This is a genomic window from Streptomyces filamentosus, assembly GCF_014654895.1.
In the GTDB taxonomy this organism is placed as follows: Bacteria; Actinomycetota; Actinomycetes; order Streptomycetales; family Streptomycetaceae; genus Streptomyces; species Streptomyces filamentosus.
This window is the reverse complement of record NZ_BNBE01000001.1, coordinates 2,594,307-2,611,722: the sequence shown is the minus strand read 5'-3', so window position 1 is coordinate 2,611,722 and position 17,416 is coordinate 2,594,307. Positions and strand designations below refer to the sequence as shown.

Annotated in this window: 15 protein-coding genes and 1 tRNA gene; 8 read left to right on the top strand and 8 right to left on the bottom strand. The window is 74.0% G+C overall.

The window, feature by feature from the left end:
* Positions 1 to 81 precede the first annotated feature (81 nt).
* Positions 82 to 522: an ATP-binding protein gene (locus IE326_RS11825; RefSeq protein WP_150229691.1), complete on the top strand. Its 441-nt coding sequence runs from the start codon at positions 82 to 84 to the stop codon at positions 520 to 522.
* A 198-nt stretch (positions 523 to 720) separates the two neighbouring features.
* On the opposite strand, the gene IE326_RS11820 is transcribed toward IE326_RS11825, so the two are convergent.
* Complete coding sequence (locus IE326_RS11820) at positions 721 to 2,187, bottom strand: aminopeptidase P family protein (protein WP_150229693.1); 1,467 nt, start codon at positions 2,185 to 2,187, stop codon at positions 721 to 723.
* Between the two features lie 105 nt (positions 2,188 to 2,292).
* A complete protein-coding gene (locus IE326_RS11815) occupies positions 2,293 to 3,774 on the bottom strand; it encodes a PP2C family protein-serine/threonine phosphatase (RefSeq protein WP_150229695.1) in 1,482 nt (493 codons plus the stop codon).
* A gap of 515 nt (positions 3,775 to 4,289) precedes the next feature.
* Between IE326_RS11815 and IE326_RS40615 the strand changes: the two genes are divergently transcribed.
* Together IE326_RS40615 and IE326_RS11800 are read left to right on the top strand one after the other, a co-directional pair.
* On the top strand, positions 4,290 to 5,153 hold the full coding sequence (locus IE326_RS40615) for a bifunctional DNA primase/polymerase (RefSeq protein WP_229915299.1): 864 nt from the start codon (positions 4,290 to 4,292) through the stop codon (positions 5,151 to 5,153).
* Between the two features lie 259 nt (positions 5,154 to 5,412).
* On the top strand, positions 5,413 to 6,093 hold the full coding sequence (locus IE326_RS11800) for a hypothetical protein (protein ID WP_150229697.1): 681 nt from the start codon (positions 5,413 to 5,415) through the stop codon (positions 6,091 to 6,093).
* A gap of 217 nt (positions 6,094 to 6,310) precedes the next feature.
* Here the strand turns inward: IE326_RS11800 and IE326_RS11795 are convergent, their stop codons facing one another.
* From IE326_RS11795 to IE326_RS11785, 3 genes are all read right to left on the bottom strand, one after another.
* A complete protein-coding gene (locus tag IE326_RS11795; RefSeq protein ID WP_150229699.1) occupies positions 6,311 to 7,288 on the bottom strand; it encodes a DUF5926 family protein in 978 nt (325 codons plus the stop codon).
* Positions 7,289 to 7,610: 322 nt separating this feature from the next.
* A complete protein-coding gene (locus tag IE326_RS11790) occupies positions 7,611 to 8,216 on the bottom strand; it encodes an ATP-binding protein (RefSeq protein WP_190041481.1) in 606 nt (201 codons plus the stop codon).
* A gap of 66 nt (positions 8,217 to 8,282) precedes the next feature.
* Complete coding sequence (locus tag IE326_RS11785; protein ID WP_190041480.1) at positions 8,283 to 9,122, bottom strand: glycerophosphodiester phosphodiesterase; 840 nt, start codon at positions 9,120 to 9,122, stop codon at positions 8,283 to 8,285.
* 187 nt (positions 9,123 to 9,309) lie between these two features.
* On the opposite strand from IE326_RS11785, the gene IE326_RS11780 reads away from it, so the two are divergent.
* Positions 9,310 to 10,800, top strand: coding sequence for a S1C family serine protease (locus IE326_RS11780; protein ID WP_150229705.1), 1,491 nt, complete (start codon positions 9,310 to 9,312; stop codon positions 10,798 to 10,800).
* Between the two features lie 122 nt (positions 10,801 to 10,922).
* Here the strand turns inward: IE326_RS11780 and IE326_RS11775 are convergent, their stop codons facing one another.
* Positions 10,923 to 11,771, bottom strand: coding sequence for an MHYT domain-containing protein (locus tag IE326_RS11775; RefSeq protein ID WP_150229707.1), 849 nt, complete (start codon positions 11,769 to 11,771; stop codon positions 10,923 to 10,925).
* Positions 11,772 to 11,927: 156 nt separating this feature from the next.
* Here IE326_RS11775 and IE326_RS11770 point away from each other — a divergent pair.
* A tRNA-Ser gene (locus tag IE326_RS11770) sits at positions 11,928 to 12,014 on the top strand.
* Between the two features lie 64 nt (positions 12,015 to 12,078).
* Here IE326_RS11770 and IE326_RS11765 read toward each other — a convergent pair.
* Both IE326_RS11765 and IE326_RS11760 read right to left on the bottom strand, forming a co-directional pair.
* Entirely contained in the window at positions 12,079 to 12,249 is a 171-nt protein-coding gene (locus IE326_RS11765) for a hypothetical protein (protein ID WP_190041479.1), read from the bottom strand.
* Between the two features lie 84 nt (positions 12,250 to 12,333).
* Positions 12,334 to 13,821 carry a hypothetical protein gene (locus tag IE326_RS11760; protein WP_190041478.1) on the bottom strand — a complete coding sequence of 496 codons (1,488 nt, stop codon included), beginning with the start codon at positions 13,819 to 13,821 and terminating at the stop codon, positions 12,334 to 12,336.
* Between the two features lie 819 nt (positions 13,822 to 14,640).
* Here IE326_RS11760 and IE326_RS11755 point away from each other — a divergent pair.
* The 3 genes from IE326_RS11755 to IE326_RS11745 all read left to right on the top strand — a co-directional run bounded on the left by IE326_RS11755 (position 14,641) and on the right by IE326_RS11745 (position 17,415).
* Positions 14,641 to 14,946 carry a hypothetical protein gene (locus IE326_RS11755; RefSeq protein WP_190041477.1) on the top strand — a complete coding sequence of 102 codons (306 nt, stop codon included), beginning with the start codon at positions 14,641 to 14,643 and terminating at the stop codon, positions 14,944 to 14,946.
* A gap of 301 nt (positions 14,947 to 15,247) precedes the next feature.
* Positions 15,248 to 16,414, top strand: coding sequence for an acyl-CoA dehydrogenase family protein (locus IE326_RS11750; RefSeq protein ID WP_190041476.1), 1,167 nt, complete (start codon positions 15,248 to 15,250; stop codon positions 16,412 to 16,414).
* The gene (locus tag IE326_RS11745; protein ID WP_190041475.1) at positions 16,411 to 17,415 is read left to right on the top strand and encodes a bifunctional MaoC family dehydratase N-terminal/OB-fold nucleic acid binding domain-containing protein; all 1,005 of its coding nucleotides are present in this window, start codon (positions 16,411 to 16,413) and stop codon (positions 17,413 to 17,415) included. The genes IE326_RS11750 and IE326_RS11745 overlap by 4 nt, the downstream gene beginning before the upstream one ends.
* Position 17,416: the final 1 nt, after the last annotated feature.

Sequence of the window (17,416 nt, the reverse complement as noted above, 5' to 3'; positions counted from 1 at the left end):
CTTGACGCTTTCCCGTGCTTACGGAGCGCTGACACCGGCAATAGCTAGGGGTATGTCGAGCCGCTGCCGGGAGGCTGGAGCATGAGCATCTGGTGGTCACTCCATCTGCGGCGCGAGGCCGCGAGCGTGCCGCTCGCCCGGCGCCTGTTCCTCGGCACCATGGAGACGGCGGGCGTCGATCCCGACGTCTCCTACGAGCTGTCGGTCGCGCTGACCGAGGCGTGTGCCAACGCCGTCGAGCACGGGGGCGGCGCCGTCGGGGGCCTGGGCTCGGAGGCGTACCGGGTGACGGCCTTCCTGGACGGGGAGACCTGTCGCATCGAGGTCGCCGACGCCGGGCCGGGCTTCCCCGGGGCGCAGGCGCCGGCCGCCCGCCCGGACGCCGAGCACGGCCGGGGGCTCCGGCTGATCGAGGAGCTCTCCGACCACGTCCACTTCGGCCGGTCGGGCCGGGGCGGGGCGGTGGTCAGCTTCGGCCGGATCCTCAAGTGGAAGGACACCCGGTCCCTCCTGCTGGCCTGAGACGGGCGGAGGGCCCGCCGGCCCGGAGCGCGCGGAGAGCCCGCCCGGGACATACGCGGCCGCGGGTCCGGGACGTACACGGACCGCCGGCCCGGAGCGCGCGGAGAGCACCGGCCCGGGACGTACGCGGCCGCGGGTCCGGGACGCGCGGAGGGCCCCGCCGGGAAGCGGGGCCCTCCGTCGGTCACGTGCGCGGGGTCAGCCCTTCAGGGCCGCCATCCACGCCTCGACCTCGTCGGAGCGGCGGGGCAGCTGGTCCGACAGGTTCCGGTTGCCGTCCTCCGTGACGAGGATGTCGTCCTCGATCCGGACGCCGATGCCGCGGTACTCCTCCGGCACGGTCAGGTCGTCGGCCTGGAAGTAGAGACCCGGCTCGACGGTCAGGCACATGCCCGGCTCCAGCGTGGTGTCGACGTACGCCTCGGTGCGCGCGGCCGCGCAGTCGTGGACGTCCATGCCGAGCATGTGGCCGGTGCCGTGCAGGGTCCAGCGGCGCTGGAGGCCCAGCTCCAGGACGCGCTCGGCCGGGCCCTCGACGAGGCCCCACTCGACGAGCTTCTCGGCGAGCACGCGCTGGGCGGCGTCGTGGAAGTCGCGGTAGGCGGCGCCGGGCTTCACCGCGGCGATGCCGGCCTCCTGCGCCTCGTACACGGCGTCGTAGATCTTGCGCTGGATCTCCGTGTACCGGCCGTTGATCGGCAGGGTGCGGGTGACGTCGGCGGTGTACAGCTCGGTGGTCTCGACGCCGGCGTCGAGGAGGAGCAGGTCGCCGGAGCGGACGGCGCCGTCGTTGCGGACCCAGTGGAGGGTGCAGGCGTGCGGGCCGGCGGCGCAGATGGAGCCGTAGCCGACGTCGTTGCCCTCGACGCGGGCGCGGAGGAAGAAGGTGCCCTCGATGTAGCGCTCGCTGGTGGCCTCGGCCTTGTCGAGGACCTTCACGACGTCCTCGAAGCCGCGGGCGGTGGAGGCGCAGGCCTTCTCCAGCTCGGCGATCTCGAAGTCGTCCTTCACGAGGCGGGCCTCGGAGAGGAAGACCCGCAGCTCCTCGTCGCGCTCGGCGGTCACCTTGTCGGTGAGGGCGGCCTCGATGCCGGCGTCGTGGCCGCGCACGGCGCGGACCGGGCCGGTGGCCTCCTTGAGCGCGGCGGCGAGCTCGCGCACGTCCTTCGCGGGCAGGCCGAGCAGCTGCTCCGCCTCGGTGAGGGAGTGGCGGCGGCCGACCCACAGCTCGCCCATGCCGTCGAGCCAGAACTCGCCGTTCTCGCGGTTCGAGCGGGGCAGCAGGTAGATCGTGGCCTCGTGGCCCGTCCCGGTGGGCTCCAGGACGAGGACGCCGTCGTGGGTCTGGTCGCCGGTGAGGTACGCGTACTCGGTGGAGGCGCGGAAGCTGTACTCGGTGTCGTTCGACCGGGTCTTCAGGTTGCCGGCCGGGATCACCAGGCGCTCGCCCGGGAAGCGGGCGGAGAGCGCGGCACGGCGGGCGGCGGTCCGGTCGGCCTGCGCGATGGGCGCGAGGCCGGTCAGCTCGGTGTCGGCCCAGCCGGACTTCATGCTCTCGGCGAGCTCGTCGGACACGCCCGGGTAGAGGCCGTTCTTCCGCTGCTTGATCGCCTGCTCTTCGGTCTCGGTCTCTTCCGGGGTCTCCGGGGTGAGCTCCTCGGCCACGGGTCTGCCTCCTCTTGGTACGACACTGAACCCCCTCCATCGTACGGTCGTACGGAAGGGGGCCCAGGGCCGGAAGACCCGTGCGGGGTGCGGCGGGGGCCCGGCTCAGTCGAAGCGGGCGGCGAGGATCACCACGTCCTCGCCCTCCAGGGAGGCGTCGAGGCCCTCGGGCAGCAGGGTCCGCAGGACGTGGTCGGCGACGGCGCCGGGATCGTCCCGGTCCGTCCGGGGCACGCTCGCGGCGGCCGCGTGGAGCCGGGCGAAGGCCCGGTCGATGGGGTCGCCGGTGCGCCGCAGCAGTCCGTCCGTGTAGAGCAGCACCGTTTCTCCGGGCTCGGGCGACAGCTCCACGCTGGGCGCCTCCCAGCAGGAGAGCATGCCGAGCGGGGCGGAGAGCGAGGTCTCCACGTACTCGGTGCGGCGTTCGCCGACGAGCAGCGGCGGGGTGTGGCCCGCGCCGGCGAGGACGAGCCGGCGGACGGCGGGCTCGGCGTAGGCGAAGAGGGCGGTGGCGGAGCGGGCCGGTTCAGTGAGCCGGAGCAGCAGCTCCAGGTCGGAGAGGACGGCGACGGGGTCCTCGCCCTCCATCACCGCGTACGCGCGCAGGGAGGCGCGCAGCCGGCCCATGGCGGCCAGCGCGCTCGGGCCGGTGCCGGAGACGGAGCCGACGGAGAGTCCGAGGGCCCCTTCGGGCAGCGGCAGCGCGTCGTACCAGTCGCCGCCGCCCCGGGGGCCGGTGTGGTGGCGGGCGGCGAGGCGGACGCCGGGGACGCGGGGGAGCCGGCTCGGGAGCAGCTCCTCGGCGACGGTGGAGACCTGGGTGCGGGAGCGCTCGACCTGGAGGAGGCGGGCGAGGTGCTCGGTGGCGAAGCGCCCGTAGAGGCCGACGAGGTGGCGCTGGCGGTCGGTGGGCGCGGCGGGCTCGTCGTAGAGCCAGACGCCGGCACCGAGCCGGCCCGCCTCCTCGGTGGCGAGGGGGAGGGCGTAGCTGGCGGCGTAGCCGAGGCGTGCGGCGACCTCGCGGTGGCGGGGGTCGAGGCCCTCCTCGGTGCGGACGTCGCGGATGGCGATGGGCTCGGGGACGCGGGTGGGGTCGGCCGGGTCGGGGAGCCCGTCGAGGAGGCGGCCGTAGCTGCCGGAGCCGCGGGGGACGGTCTCGATGGTGCCGAGGTCGGCGTGGGCGAGGCCGAGGCCGACGGTGGAGGCGGGGCCGAGGCCGTCGGCGGGTTCGAGGACGGCCAGGCCGCGGCGGGCGCCCACGAGGGCGGCTCCGGCGCCGAGGATCTCGTGGAGGGCCTCGTCGAGGCCGGAGGTCCTGATGAGCCGCTCGGTGAGTTCGTGGAGGGTGGTGAGGTCGGAGACCCAGCCGGCGAGGCGGTCCGTGATCAGGGCGCCGGGCGCGGGGGCCGCGTCGGCCGGTGCCGCGGCGGCGGGGACACCCGCGAGGGGCGCCTTAGTGTGCGGTGGAGCGGGAACCGTGGAATCGATTCCGGCCACTTTCGGAAGGTGCTTCGGCAGGTGTGGGGAACTCATCTCAGTCGGCTTTCCGACCGGTGCGTTTGACGCCAAGGCATCGCAAACCCCCATGTCATATTGCGCCGCTCGATGTCTCCACATGTACACGCACCCGAGGAGCGATGTCCAGCATCGTCCCCTGGGGAATTGTGGTGTCCGGGAGGTGTTCCGGAGAGGTTCGGAGAGTGCTCCGGAAGATCGTGCACAGGGGTTGAAGCGAGCTGGAAGTTGGCTGAAAATTACCCCCGCTGTGCACCATTTGCGGTCGACTGGCGTCGTTTGAAAGCGCGTCATTCTGAGCGTGTGGGGTACGTAATCGATGACAGGCAGGGGCAGTTGACGAAGCCCCGGGATCGAGAAGCGGAACCCCGGCGTCGTACGTGCCGCAGGCCGTGGCCCCTCCCCGCGTGGCGGGGATCGTGTTCTGAACCGGTTTCGACCTGACTGTGACCCGGCCCCGTTCCGGCCGGCCCCGCCCCCGAGCGGGGCGACGCACCGCCGACGCTGTACGCGCTGATACGCACGGTGAAGAGATCTGCACATGGTGTGATGTGGATTCGGCGTTCAACGGAAAGGAACGAGCGCTCATGCGCGAGATCCTCGGAAGGCGACGCAGGCTCCGGTTCCGGCGCAAGGCGAGGACCGCACGGCAGGACGCGGCGGTCACCTTCGCGGTCGAGTGGGACTGGCCGGTCCTGCCGGGCGTGGGCCTCGAAGAGCCCGCCCGCGCGGGATCGCGGATGAGACAGGGCGCGGGGAGGACGGAGAGGACCGGTTCCGGCGGCGCGGCCCGGTGGTTCGGGGGCGGGGCCGGACGGTCGGCGGGGGACGATCGGCCCGTACGCGGCGATCGTGGCGGGCGGTTCGGGGCCGAGTGGTTCGGCGGCGACCGGTCCGGGGGCGCGACCCGGACCGGCGAGGGGCAGGTGTGCGCCTGCCCCGACCCCGGCTGCGTGGTCCCCGGCGCCCACCCCTTCGATCCCGGCCTCCTGGCCGCCACCACCGACGAGCGGATGGTCCGCTGGTGGTGGACCCGGCGCCCGGACGCCCCGATCGTGCTCGCCACCGGCGGCCGGGCCCCGTGCGCGGTGAGCCTCCCCGCGGTCCCCGGCGCGCGCGCCCTGCGGGCCCTCGACGCGATGGGCGTGCGCCTCGGACCGGTGGTGGCGACCCCGACCCGCTGGGCGATCCTGGTCGCCCCGTACGACCTCGAACGGCTCGGGGAGCTGCTGTACGCGACGGACGGCGTGCCCAGTTCGCTGCGCTTCCACGGCGAGGGCGGCTATCTGCTGCTGCCGCCGTCCACGACGGGCACCGGACAGGTCGGCTGGGCGCGGGCCCCGCTGGCCGGCTCCGCGCGGCCCTGGCTGCCGGACGTGGAGGCCGTGGTGGACGCCCTGGTCGAGGCGAGCAGGACCGCTCCGGGCGGCGGGAGCCGACTCGCGTACTGACGCGGGTGCCCCGCTCCGTGGGGGCGGGGGACGGGTGGGCCGGCGCCGGGCACCAGGAGGTCGGGGCGCGGGGCGGCTGGGCGGCGTTCACCCGAACGGGTGTGTCCGGGGCCGACGCGTACGGGAATCGGGCGCATGGCCCGCCGGGCGCGCGTCCGGCCCCGGTAGGTTCGCCCCACCGTCCGTGGTCTTCTCCCGGAGATCGCCTTCCGGAGACCGTCTTCCGGAGATCGCCTTCCGAACTGAGCAGGTGGGTCGCATGAGTCGGCTGAGCCCGGCGAAACTCCGCGTGGCCGGTCTCGGCACCGCCGTCGCGATCGCCGTGCTGGTGCCCTTCGCCGCGAAGGCCGGCCCGTCCGCCGACGCCCCGCCCCGGGCCGGGGCCCCGGCCCCGCTTCCGGGCGACGCGAAGCCGGGCGGGGACGGGGGGCTGCTCGACGGCCTCGGACTCGGCCGCCGGGAGGACCCGCGCCCGGCGTCCGGCGCGGGGGCGGACCCGGACGCTCCCGCTCCCGGTCCGGTACGTCCTCCGGTACGGCCCCCGGCCCCGACCGGCGGCCCGGCGGGGGCGGGTGCCGGGGCGCCCGAGCGGGTCAGCCGCTGCGGTCCCGAACTCGCCTCGCCCGAGGGCGTCGAGGCGCAGACCTGCGTGCTGTCCGAGGGACCGGACGTTTGGGCGCGGACGTACTACCGCAACGCCACCCGGCGTGGAATCGACGCGATCCTGACCCTCATGGCGCCCGGCGGGCGGACGGTCCAGGTGCGTTGCGCGGTCCCCGCGCGGGACGAGCCCGGCACCTGCGAGACCCCCAGGGAGCCGGGGACGGGAGCGGCCCGCGCGCACACGGCGGTGGCGGAGTTCGCGGCGGGGGAGGAGGGCGGCGACGCGCCGCTGCTGCTCCGCTCGGGCAGCAACACGGCCGGCGGCGAAGCGAGTTGAGGAGGGCCCCGGCGCTACGGCGGGGCGGGCATGGAAACGCCCGATCGCTGGCGACGGGGGATGCACCAGCGACCGGGCTCCCAGAACGGTAACAAGAGATCTGCTGTTCGCAAATTCGATCTCGGTTATTCGGACAGGGATTTACCGCTCCGTAGGTTCCGCTGTGGCGGAAGTCACCGACTGGTCGGTCTGTCAGTGACGGATACCACCTGGGGTATCAGCTGAGAGTGACCTGACGGTTCGTGAGGCCGCCGCGCGCACGGCGCTCCTCGGCGGTCAGCGGGGCGTCGACGGCGAGGGCCTCGGCCAGCCGCTCGGCGAACTCGGCGGCCGGCTTCTCGCACTCCTCGGCGGTCATCGCCGAGGGCAGGTCCCACACCGGCACCATCAGGCCGTGGGCGCGGAAGGAGCCGACGAGCCGGGTGTCCGGGCCGATCGAAGTGGTGCCGGCGACGTGGAGGCGGGCGAGCGCGTCGAGGAGCTCCTCCTCCGCGTGCGGCATGACCCAGCGCAGGTGGTTCTTCTCCGGGGTCTCGCACCAGTAGGCGGCGTCGACCGAGTCCAGCTTGACCGTGGGGATCGCGGCCGCGTTGGCCCGCTCCAGGGAGGCGGCGACCTCGGGGTCGGCGCCGTCCGCCGACTGCGGGATCCAGAACTCGAAGCCGGTGTGGACCTCGGGCACGAACGGGGCGGCCGTGTCGAGCAGCTCCTGGAGGCGCGGGCCCTCCGGGTCGACGCGGCGCGGCGGCACCGGGTTGCCGGGCTCGGTCTCCAGCGCGCGCTGGAGGGTGTCGGCGAGGTCGCGGGACAGGTCGCCGGAGGTGCCGTCGTTCTGGAGGGCGAGCAGGACGGAGCCGTCGTCGCGGCGGAGCGCCGGCCAGGCCATCGGCAGGACCGTCGCGAGCGTCACCGACGGCACGCCCTCGGGCAGGCCGCCCTTCAGGGTGAGCGGCACGGTGGCGGCGGGCACCAGCTCGCGCAGCGCGACCAGGTCGCACTCGCCGGGCAGGCCCTCGAAGGGGCGCTGGACGTGCTCGGTCGCGGCGTGCGCGGCGGTCCGGCCGTGGCACGCCTTGTAGCGGCGGCCCGAACCGCACGGGCACGGCTCGCGCGCGCCGACGACCGGGATCTCCCCGTTCGTGACCTGTGCCTGGCCGCTCTTGCCGGCCTTCGTCTGGGGGCGCTTCTTGGCCATGGTGTGGCTTTCTCCCGATCGCGGTGCTGTGTCGGGCGCGAGCCTAGCCGTCCGGACGCCCCCGGGCGCTCAGCCGTGCCCGGACCGCCCGGCACCCGCCCCGCCCCCGCGCCGGCCGCGCGGAGCGGCCGGGACGACGTACGCGCGCGTGCGGGGACGTACGTACGCGACGGGGCGCCGGCCGACGTTCGGCCCGGGACGCGGTACGTGACGGGGCGCGGTCGGAGTCCGGCCCGGGTCGTGCGTACGCGACGGGGACGACGTACGCACGCGCGTGTGCGGAGACGTGCGTACGCGTGTGCGACGGGGCGCCCGTCCTCGTTCAGTCCAGGTCGTCGTACGCGTCGAGCAGGTCGAAGCCCGAGCCGCCGGTGCCGACGCGGGCCGCGAAGTCCTCGCGGCGGTGCCCCTCCGTGACGTTCACCCAGACCGTGACCTCGCCCGTGGCGCTGTCGCGCACGCCCCAGTCCTGGGCGAGAGCGCCGATGATGGTCAGCCCGCGGCCTCCGCGCGCCGTGACCGAGGGCGTCGACGGGACGGGTCTGGTGGGACCGCCCCCGTCCGTCACCTCGACCGTCAGCCCGCCCGACGGGTCCAGCCGCCAGGCCGCCAGCACGTCGCCCTCTCCCGGATCGGCCTGCCCCAGCGGCCTGCCGTGCCGGTAGGCGTTGCTGAGCAGTTCGGACAGGATCAGGACCGCGTCGTCCACGACCGATTCCGACACCCCGCTGCGGTACAGCTCGTCCCGCATCCGGTGTCGTGCTTCCCCCACGCCCGCAGGGCCATGGGGTACGGCCATGCACGACGACGCGGGCACCTTGTGTGCCATCACCAACGCCACCCCCGAGACCTCCTTCGCCCCACGCCACGGGTTGGATGCCCCGGCGACCCCCGCCGGAAACCGCCTGTTCGGGGTGGGGTGGAGCACAAGTGACGATCGCGTACGCGCCGTACGCGCCGGTGCGCACCCCGGCGGGCCCTCCGGGGCCGGGGATCAGCCGCGCCCGAGGTGGGCGAGGACCTGCTTGGGGCGGTTGGTGATGATCGCGTCGACGCCGAGGCGCAGGCAGAGCTCGACGTCCTCCGGCTCGTCCACCGTCCACACGTGGACCTGGTGGCCCGCCTTCTGGAGGCGCAGGATGACGGCCGGGTGGTGCCGGACGATCCGGATGGACGGCCCCGCCACGCGCGCGCCCGCGGGCAGGCGCCCGTCGCGCAGCCGGGGGGTGACGAACTGCGCGAGGGAGACGGTCGGGAGCGTCGGCTCGGCGGCGGAGATCCGCTGGAGGGAGCGGGCCGAGAAGCTCATGATCCGTACCGGGGACTCCTCGGGCGCCACGGGCGCGTGCAGGCCGAAACGCTTCAGGAGCGCGAGGAGGCGCTCCTCGACCTGGCCGGCCCAGCGGGTCGGGTGCTTGGTCTCGATGGCCAGCTCGACCCGCCTTCCGGCGTCGGAGACCAGCTCCAGGAGCCGTTCCAGGGTGAGGACCGAGGTGTACCCGGGGTCGCCCCAGTCGGGGAGCTCGCCCGCCTCGCCGGAGTCCTCGCGCTCCTTGAACGCCTTCCAGGCGCCGAAGTCCAGGGCCGCCAGGTCGGCGAGTTCGAGGGTGGAGACGGCGCCTCGGCCGTTCGATGTACGGTCGACACGGCGGTCGTGGACACAGACCAGGTGTCCGTCGGCCGTGAGCCGTACATCGCATTCCAGGGCGTCGGCGCCGTCCTCGATGGCCTTCACATAGGCGGCCAGGGTGTGTTCCGGCGCGTCCTCGGAGGCACCCCGGTGGGCGACGACCTGGACGGGGCCGCGGTTCGTTTGCTGCCGTGCGTGGGTCACCGCGTCATGGTGCCATTGGCGGGGCGGCCCGGGCACCCGAAACCTGTCCGTTCTGCCCAGTTATAAAGAATGGGGCGCAGACGCACAGCTCCGTCTTACCGCGGTCTGACGCCGTGTGGGAAAAGCTGTGCGCAGCACCCTGGAGCGACTGTCACCGTCCCCGCGCTGTGAACGAGGAGAGCGAGCTGTGAGCACCGAGAACGAGGGCACCGAGGTTCCGGCGGACCCGACTGCCCCGTCCGTCCCCGCCACGCCTCCCGTCCCCGCGACCCCGCCCGCCGTGCCGACCGCCGCCGAGCGGGCCCCGCGGCCCCCGCAGGCGCCCGTGGAGCCCGCCGCCCCCGTGCCGTCGGCGCAGGAGGCGCCCACGCAGGTCCAGCCCCCGGTGCCGCCCGCGCCCCCGGCCCAGGCCCCGGCTCCGGCCGCCGCCCCGTTCCCGGCGGCCGAGCCGGTGACGGCCGGCGCCCCCGCGGGGGCCGGTGGCTGGCCGCCCGCGCCTCCGGCCGTGCCGGCCTGGGGCGAGCCGGTCCCGGCGCCGTCCGGGGCCCCCGGGGCCCCGCGCAGGCGCGGCGGCGGGCTCGTCGCGGCGGTCCTGGTGGCGGCGCTCGTCGCCGGCGGCATCGGCGGCGGCATCGGCTACTGGGCGGCCCAGCGCGAGGACCGGGGTCCGGAGTCGACCACGGTCTCCTCGGGCGAGGCCCCGGCCTCCTTCAAGCGGGAGGCGGGCACGGTCGCGGCGGTCGCCGCGAAGGCCCTGCCGAGCGTGGTCACCATCCAGGCGAAGTCGGGCGACGTGCAGGGCGAGGGCGGCACCGGCACCGGGTTCGTCTACGACCAGGAGGGCCACATCGTCACCAACAACCACGTGGTGGCGTCGGCGGCGGAGGGCGGCACCCTCTCCGCGACCTTCTCGGACGGCAGGACGTACGACGCGGAGGTCGTCGGCCGGGCCGAGGGCTACGACGTGGCGGTCATCAAGCTGAAGCAGCCCCCCAAGGGGCTGAAGCCGCTGCCGCTGGGCGACTCGGACCGGGTGGCGGTCGGCGACGCGACGATCGCGATCGGCGCGCCCTTCGGCCTCTCCAACACGGTGACCACCGGCATCATCAGCGCCAAGAACCGCCCGGTCGCCTCGGGCGACGGCGGCGGCAGCAACTCGTACATGAGCGCCCTCCAGACCGACGCGTCGATCAACCCGGGCAACTCGGGCGGACCGCTGCTGGACGCGGCGGGCGCGGTGATCGGCATCAACTCGGCGATCCAGTCCACCGGCGGCGGCTACGGCCAGTCGCAGGCGGGCTCGATCGGCCTCGGCTTCGCGATCCCGGTCAACCAGGCGAAGGCGGTGGCGGAGCAGCTGATCAAGACCGGCAAGCCGGTCTACCCGGTGATCGGCGCGACCGTGAACATGAACGAGAAGGGCGAGGGCGCGAGGATCGCAGAGCAGGGCGCGGGCGGCACGGAGTCGGTGACGCCCGGCGGTCCCGCGGCCGAGGCGGGCCTGCGGCCCGGCGACGTGATCACGTCCTTCGGGGGCCACGCGATCGACAGCGGGCCGACGCTGATCAGCGAGATCTGGACCCACAAGCCGGGCGACGAGGTCAAGGTCACCTACGAGCGGGACGGCAAGAGCGCCTCGACGACGGTCGTCCTCGGCAAGCGCGCCGGCGACAGCTGATCCGCACCGTCACGCGCGCGTGCGTGCGTGCGGGAGCGCGTGAGTGGGACGGGAACGGCGGTGGCGGTGCCGGGGGACCTCCCCCGGCACCGCCACCGCCGTTCCGCTCCCGCGTCCGCCGGTTATCGCCGCTCGGGGGAGCCGCTGGCGACGCCCCAGTTGTTGTCGGCGTTCAGGCCGGCCTGGATGTCGCCGATGTCGATGCGCTGGACGGGCCGGGCGGCGTGCTCCTCCTCGTCGCCCATGATGAGCATCGGGTCGAGCATCACGACGGCCGCGGCCACGACCAGGAAGATGAGCGGCCCGACGAGCAGCGGCAGGACGTCGAGGGCGGAGGAGCCGTCGCCCGAGGCGACGTGCGCGTCGTGGGCGACCCGGACGCCGACGGCGGCCATGCCCGTGTAGTGCATGCCGGTCACGGCGATGCCCATGATGACGCTCGCCCCGAGGCTGGCGAGGAAGCCGCGGACGGAGACGGCGGCCCAGAGGGCGGCGGTCGCGGCGACGACGGCGATGAGGACCGAGAGGGCGACGACCCCGGAGGAGTACGTCAGGGAGCCGTTCATCCGCATCGCGGCCATGCCCAGGTAGTGCATTCCGGCGACGCCGAGACCGGTGAAGAGGCCCGCGGCGAGGAGGGGCGCCGGGCGGGCACCGCGGTAGCCCACGGTGAAGACGCCGGCGCCGACCACGAGCACCGCGACGAGCAGGCTGAGGAAGGTCAGCGTGACGTCGTACGAGATCGCCGTCTCGCCCACCTGGAAACCGAGCATCGCGATGAAGTGCATGGTCCAGATCCCGCACCCGATGGACGCGGCGCCGAGCGCCAGCCACCCCGGCTTCCGGGTCCGCCCGGTCGCGAGCGACCGCACGGTGCAGCGCAGTCCCAGCGCGCTGCCCAGGCAGGCCATCACATAGCCCACCAGGGGCGTGACCATGCCGTAGCTGAACCCGTCGATCGTGCCCTGCACCGCGTGCCTCTGTTCTTCTCGAAAAATGTGGAGATGTCGTGGATGTTGTGAAGGGACTCTAGCCCGGCGCCGTGAGCGATCTTGAAGCGCCCGCCGCTTCCCCCTCCTCCCACCCGGTACGCTGTAGCCGCTCCGCCCCAAGCGGTCCGGAGCGAGGGTGGGTTGCCCGAGCGGCCTAAGGGAACGGTCTTGAAAACCGTCGAGGCAGCGATGTCTCCGTGGGTTCAAATCCCACACCCACCGCAGCGGGCGAAACGGCCCCCGACCGGTCAGTCCGGTCGGGGGCCGTTCGTGTGGGCGGGGGCGGTCAGCCGGCGAGGACGTCGACGGCGGTCGTGAACAACCAGAGGCCGAGGACGCCGAGCGCGCCGAGCGCGATCACCGCCAGGCCCGTGGCCAGGGCGATCGCCGTCATGATCCGCGTGCGCCGGACGGCCGATCTGTAGTCGGTGTCGTCGTCCCAGTCCTGCTCCCCCATGGAGACCCCCTCGGGGGCACCGTACAAGGCGGTCTCCGCGCGGAACCAGGTCAGGGGCGGAACCAGGGCAGGGGCGGGACGAGGTCAGGGGTGGGGGTGGCTGCGGGCCTGGGGACTGTTCAGGCAGAGGGCGATGTTGCGGACCGCGGCGGTGAGCTCCTCGATCACCCGGGCCGCCTGTTCGGCGTTGTGGAAGACCGGCGGGGAGGTGAGGGAGCGGCTCAGCTCCTCCGCCGCCCGGACGGCGGGCGCGGCGACGTCGGCGGCCACCGGGGCGAGGGCCGGGACGGAGGCCGGGACGGGTGAGGGGGCCGGCGTCGGCCCCGACGTCTGGCCCTGGCCCTGCGGCTGGGCCGTCAGAGGGGCGGGGGACGGCGCGGGCACGCCCGCGTGCGCGGGCGCGGCGGCCTGGGCGGCGGGGGCGGTCTGGAGCGTGAGGGAGGTCTGGGGGGACGGCTGCGGGGCCGAGGGGGAGCCGTACGGGTCGGGCTCCGGGCGGTAGTCGTCGAAGGCGGGCGAGAAGGAACCGGAACCGGTGACCAGGGAGGTGTGCGGCTCCTCCTGGGGGTGCGGCGCCGCCGGGACCTGCCCGTGTCCCGCGGGAGTGTTCTGCCCGTGCCCGGTGGGGGAGTTCCGTCCGTGTCCCGCGGGAGTGCTCTGTCCGTGCCCGGTGGGGGAGTTCTGCCCGTGCCCCCCGGGGGCGCTCTGCCCGTGCGGCAGCGCGAGGCCCTGGGCGTGCGGCGCCAGGGGACCCTGCCCCTGCGGCGCCATGACGCCCTGGGTGTGGGTCGGGGCGGCGGAGGGGACGTCCTGGTCGTGGCGGGCCCGGGGCAGGAAGAAGTGGTCGAAGCCGGGGAAGACCGGGGTGGGCGGGTGGACGGCGGGCTGGGGGTACGCGGCCTGCCACTGGGAGCGGTAGAGCGCCACCTGGTCCTCGCAGGCCGCGCGGGAGTGGAAGACGGCGGTGTCCTCGCCCAGGTCGGGGTACCAGAGGTTGGGGCCGGGGAAGCGCACGGTCCGCATGCGGGGCTTGATCTCCTCGGCGCACCCCATGCAGCAGCCCTCGGGGACGAGGAGCGGGATGCCGCCGCTCTGCTCGGGGAGCCGGGGGCCGCCCTCGGGGCTGTACTCCCCGTGGTGGCAGGGCGGGAGTTCGCCGCACGCCCGGCAGATCGCGTAGTGCTCGGGGAGGACCTGCCAGTCCTGGCTGGCGGGGGCGCACCAGTGCTTCGGCGCGGAGCGGGGCAGGTTCTCGTCGCGGAGCACCAGGACCACCGGGCGCTTGTAGAAGTCGCCTCGGTCGGAGGCCGGTTTGACCGCCTGGTTGTGGACCCGGCGCAGCTCGTTGGCGTGCCACCACAGCTCCATGTGGTCGCGCCATGCCTTCTCGTACGCCTCCGGCCAGTGGTCGCCGGGGTAGCCGGTGATCTCCAGGACCCGCCACGCGCGCCGGTCGAGGACGACGATGGCGCCCGCCCGCAGCCGCAGATGGGTTCCCTCGCCGCCCTCTTCCGGCCAGTCGTGGCGGCCGATGAGGGTGGGCTGGTCGGGGAGCCACCTGCGAATCTGCATGACACGCTCCTAGGCGACGAGACGTCTTGGTTTCAACTGGGGCAGTAGGTGAAATTCTGGATAATTTAGGCGCGAGAGCGGGGTTAGACACGCGGATTTCTCCTTCCGCTTCAGGGTGAAACCACCCGTCGGACCGGCCATTTCGTCCGTCCCGCCCGGGAGGGCCCGTGGAAGCAGCGGGCGGAGGCGGTGATTCCGGCGAGCGTCCGGCGAGGGCCGGAACCCCCACCCGTACGTGTGACACCGCTTCTCTCGTGTCAGCCCGTAGGTATGCATTGCGCCGCGCGCCGGCCGTTCCGGGCGCCGTACGGGGGCCTCGGAGGCCACGGGGTGGGGTAAAAGCGGCCCTCCCGCCGGAGTGGTGGCGCGGCGGCGGGATGCCCCGGCGGGCGGGGGGCGTTCACGTTCGCTCCGGGGCGAAATTCCTTTCCCCGTGTGCGAGATGCGTTCGGGGCGGGGTGGAGGCGCACTCGGGGCCGTGGACCCTTCCTGTCCGGTTTGCCGGGGGTTCTGGAGGAACGCTTCCTCTCTTGCGGCGCAACGGATGCGGGGATCCGATGCTTCCACTTCACCGTGTGAGCTGGGGTTTTCTCGGCTGCGAAGGGTTTATCGGCTTGTCCTCACGCTTGCGGGGGAATGCGGTCGTCCAGGGTGGTTCGCCGGGGATTCGGTGGGCAATTCTGGGTTCGCGACGTCGAGCACAGAACGACCGGGGCGGTGGGCCAACCACCTTGGTCAGGGCCGGAGTTCACGGCCCTTCCTTCAGAGATCAGCAATTCCGTGCACAGCAGACTGGCTTCAGTTCCCGGAGGAACAGACATGGCAAGCATCCGTACCGCCCGCATCGCCGCCGCCGTTGCCGCCCTCCCGCTCGCCGCGGCCCTCTTCGGCGGTGTGGCGCAGGCCGACAACGGCGGCTTCGCGGACGACGGATCGAACACGAGCGTCGCCAGCATCATCGGCAGCGGCGTGGGTGGCGACAACAACGGCAACGCGACCACCACGCAGCAGGTGGCGACCGGCTCCGGTGCCTCCAACCAGAACAACACGGCGAGCGTGAACGGCTCCGCCTTCACCCACATCGCCCAGACGAACAACGTCGTCAACTTCACCCCGTGGTGGTGACGGTCCCACGGGGCCGGCCCGAGGGGGCGTGACCGTGGTGTGAAGGGCGGCCCGCGCGAGGGTGCTTCGGCATCGGCGCGCGGGCCGCTTCGCCGTTCCCGGGCCCGACGGGCGGCGAGCACCGCCTCCGGTGACCTTGAACCGATGGCGAGGGCCGCCTCCGGTGACCTTGAACCGATGGCGAGCACCGCCTCCGGCGACCTTCAATCGATGACGGGGACCGCCTCCGGCGACCTTGACACGGCGAACGTATCTGACGGACAGTCAGAAACCTTCGTCGTACCCTCCGGGAGGCCGTCCCGTGCACCTCGCCCCGACCGAGCGGCAGCTCCGGCTGCGCGCCGAACTCCGTGCGTACTTCCGCGAGACGATGCCCGAAGGGCCGCCGCCGGCGACCGACGGGGCCGCCCAGCGCGCGCTGCTGCGGCGGATCGGCGCCGACGGACTCCTGGGCCTGGGCTGGCCCGAGGAGTACGGGGGGCAGGGGCGCGGCCCCGACGAGCAGTTCGTCTTCTTCGACGAGGCGTACCGGGCGGGCGCGCCCGTCTCGATGGTCACCCTCAACACCGTGGGCCCCACCCTCATGCGGCACGGCACCGAGGAGCAGAAGGCCGCCTTCCTGCCCCGGATCCTGAGCGGGGAGTGCGTCTTCGCGATCGGCTACAGCGAGCCCGAGGCCGGCACGGACCTGGCCTCGCTGCGGACCCGCGCGGTGCGCGACGGCGACTCCTGGGTGATCGACGGGCAGAAGGTCTTCACCTCCAACGCGCAGAACGCCGACTGGATCTGGCTCGCCTGCCGCACCGACCCCGAGGCGTCCCCGCACCGGGGCATCTCCCTGCTGCTCGTCCCCACCGGGGCCCCGGGCTTCTCCTGGACGCCGATCGAGACGGTCGGCGGGCTCACCACGACCGCGACCTACTACGACGGGATCAGGGTCCCGGCCGGGAACCTCGTCGGCGAGGAGAACGGCGGCTGGGGGCTCATCACCGACCAGCTGAACCACGAGCGGGTCGCACTGGCCGCGATCGGCATGCAGGCGGAGGACTTCTTCGCCGCCGTGCTCGACCGCGCCCGCACTCCCGATCCGGTGACGGGGCGGCGCCGGACCGACGAACCGTGGGTGCGGATCCGGGCGGCCGAGGCGCATGCCCGGCTGGCGGCGACGCGCCTGCTCAACTGGCGTCTGGTGGGGGAGGTGGGGGCCGGCCGGCTGGCCCCCGGGGACGCCAGCGGCGTGAAGTTCGCGGGGACCGAGTCGGCGGTGGAGGTGTACCGGATCTGCCAGGAGATCGCGGGTGACGCGGGGACGGTGCGGGCCGGGTCACCGGGGGCGCAGGGCGGCGGCGAGCTGGAGCGCATGAACCGCGCCGCCCAGATCAACACCTTCGGGGGAGGGGTGAGCGAGGTGCAGCGGGAGATCGTCGCGCGGGCCCGGCTCGGCATGCGGGGGAGGGGACGGCGATGAGCGGGGACGCGCTGTACGAGCGGCTGAAGGCGTACGAGGGGAGGCCGGCGGCCGTCGCCGGGCGGGGCAAGGACCCGGTGAACCTGCCGATGATCCGGCACTGGTGCGAGGCCATGGGGGACGCGCACCCGGCGTACGCGGGGCCGGACGCGGTGGCCCCGCCGACCATGCTCCAGGCGTGGACGATGGGCGGCCTCTCCGGACACGAGGACCGCTCGGAGGCGTACGGGGAGCTGCTCGGCCTCCTCGACGGCGCCGGGTACACCTCGGTGGTCGCCACCGACTGCGAGCAGGAGTACCTGCGGCCGCTCAGGCCCGGCGACGAGATCACCTTCGACGCCGTCGTGGAGTCCGTCTCGCCGCGCAAGACCACCCGGCTCGGCACCGGGCACTTCGTGACCACCCGGATGGACGTCCGGGCCGGCGGCGAGCTCGCCGGCACCCACCGCTTCCGGATCCTCAAGTACGCCCCCGCCGCCCGCCCGCCGGAGCCACCGGAGCGGCCGGACCGACAGGACCGACACCACCGACAGGACCGACAGGACCGACAGGACCGACAGGAGCGGCCGGAGCGCCCCCGGCGGCCCCGTCCCGTGGTCAACCGGGACAACGCCGGGTTCTGGGAGGGCGTCGCCGCGCACCGGCTGCTGATCCAGCGGTGCACGGCCTGCGGGACCCTCCGCCTCCCCTGGCTGCCGGGGTGCAACGACTGCGGGGCGGCGCGGTGGGACACCGTCGAGGCGGGCGGCGAGGGGACCGTCCACTCGTACGTGGTCATGCACCACCCGCCCTTCCCCGCCTTCGACCCGCCCTACGCGGTCGGCCTGATCGAGCTGGCCGAGGGCGTCCGGATGATCTCGAACGTGGTGGGGGTGCCGTACGACGAGGTCCGGATCGGGATGCCGGTCCGGCTGGAGTTCCTGCGGGTCGACGAGGAGCTGGTGCTGCCCGTCTTCCGCGCGGGGGACGGCCCGGGCGCCGTCGCGGAAGGGGAGCGCTGAC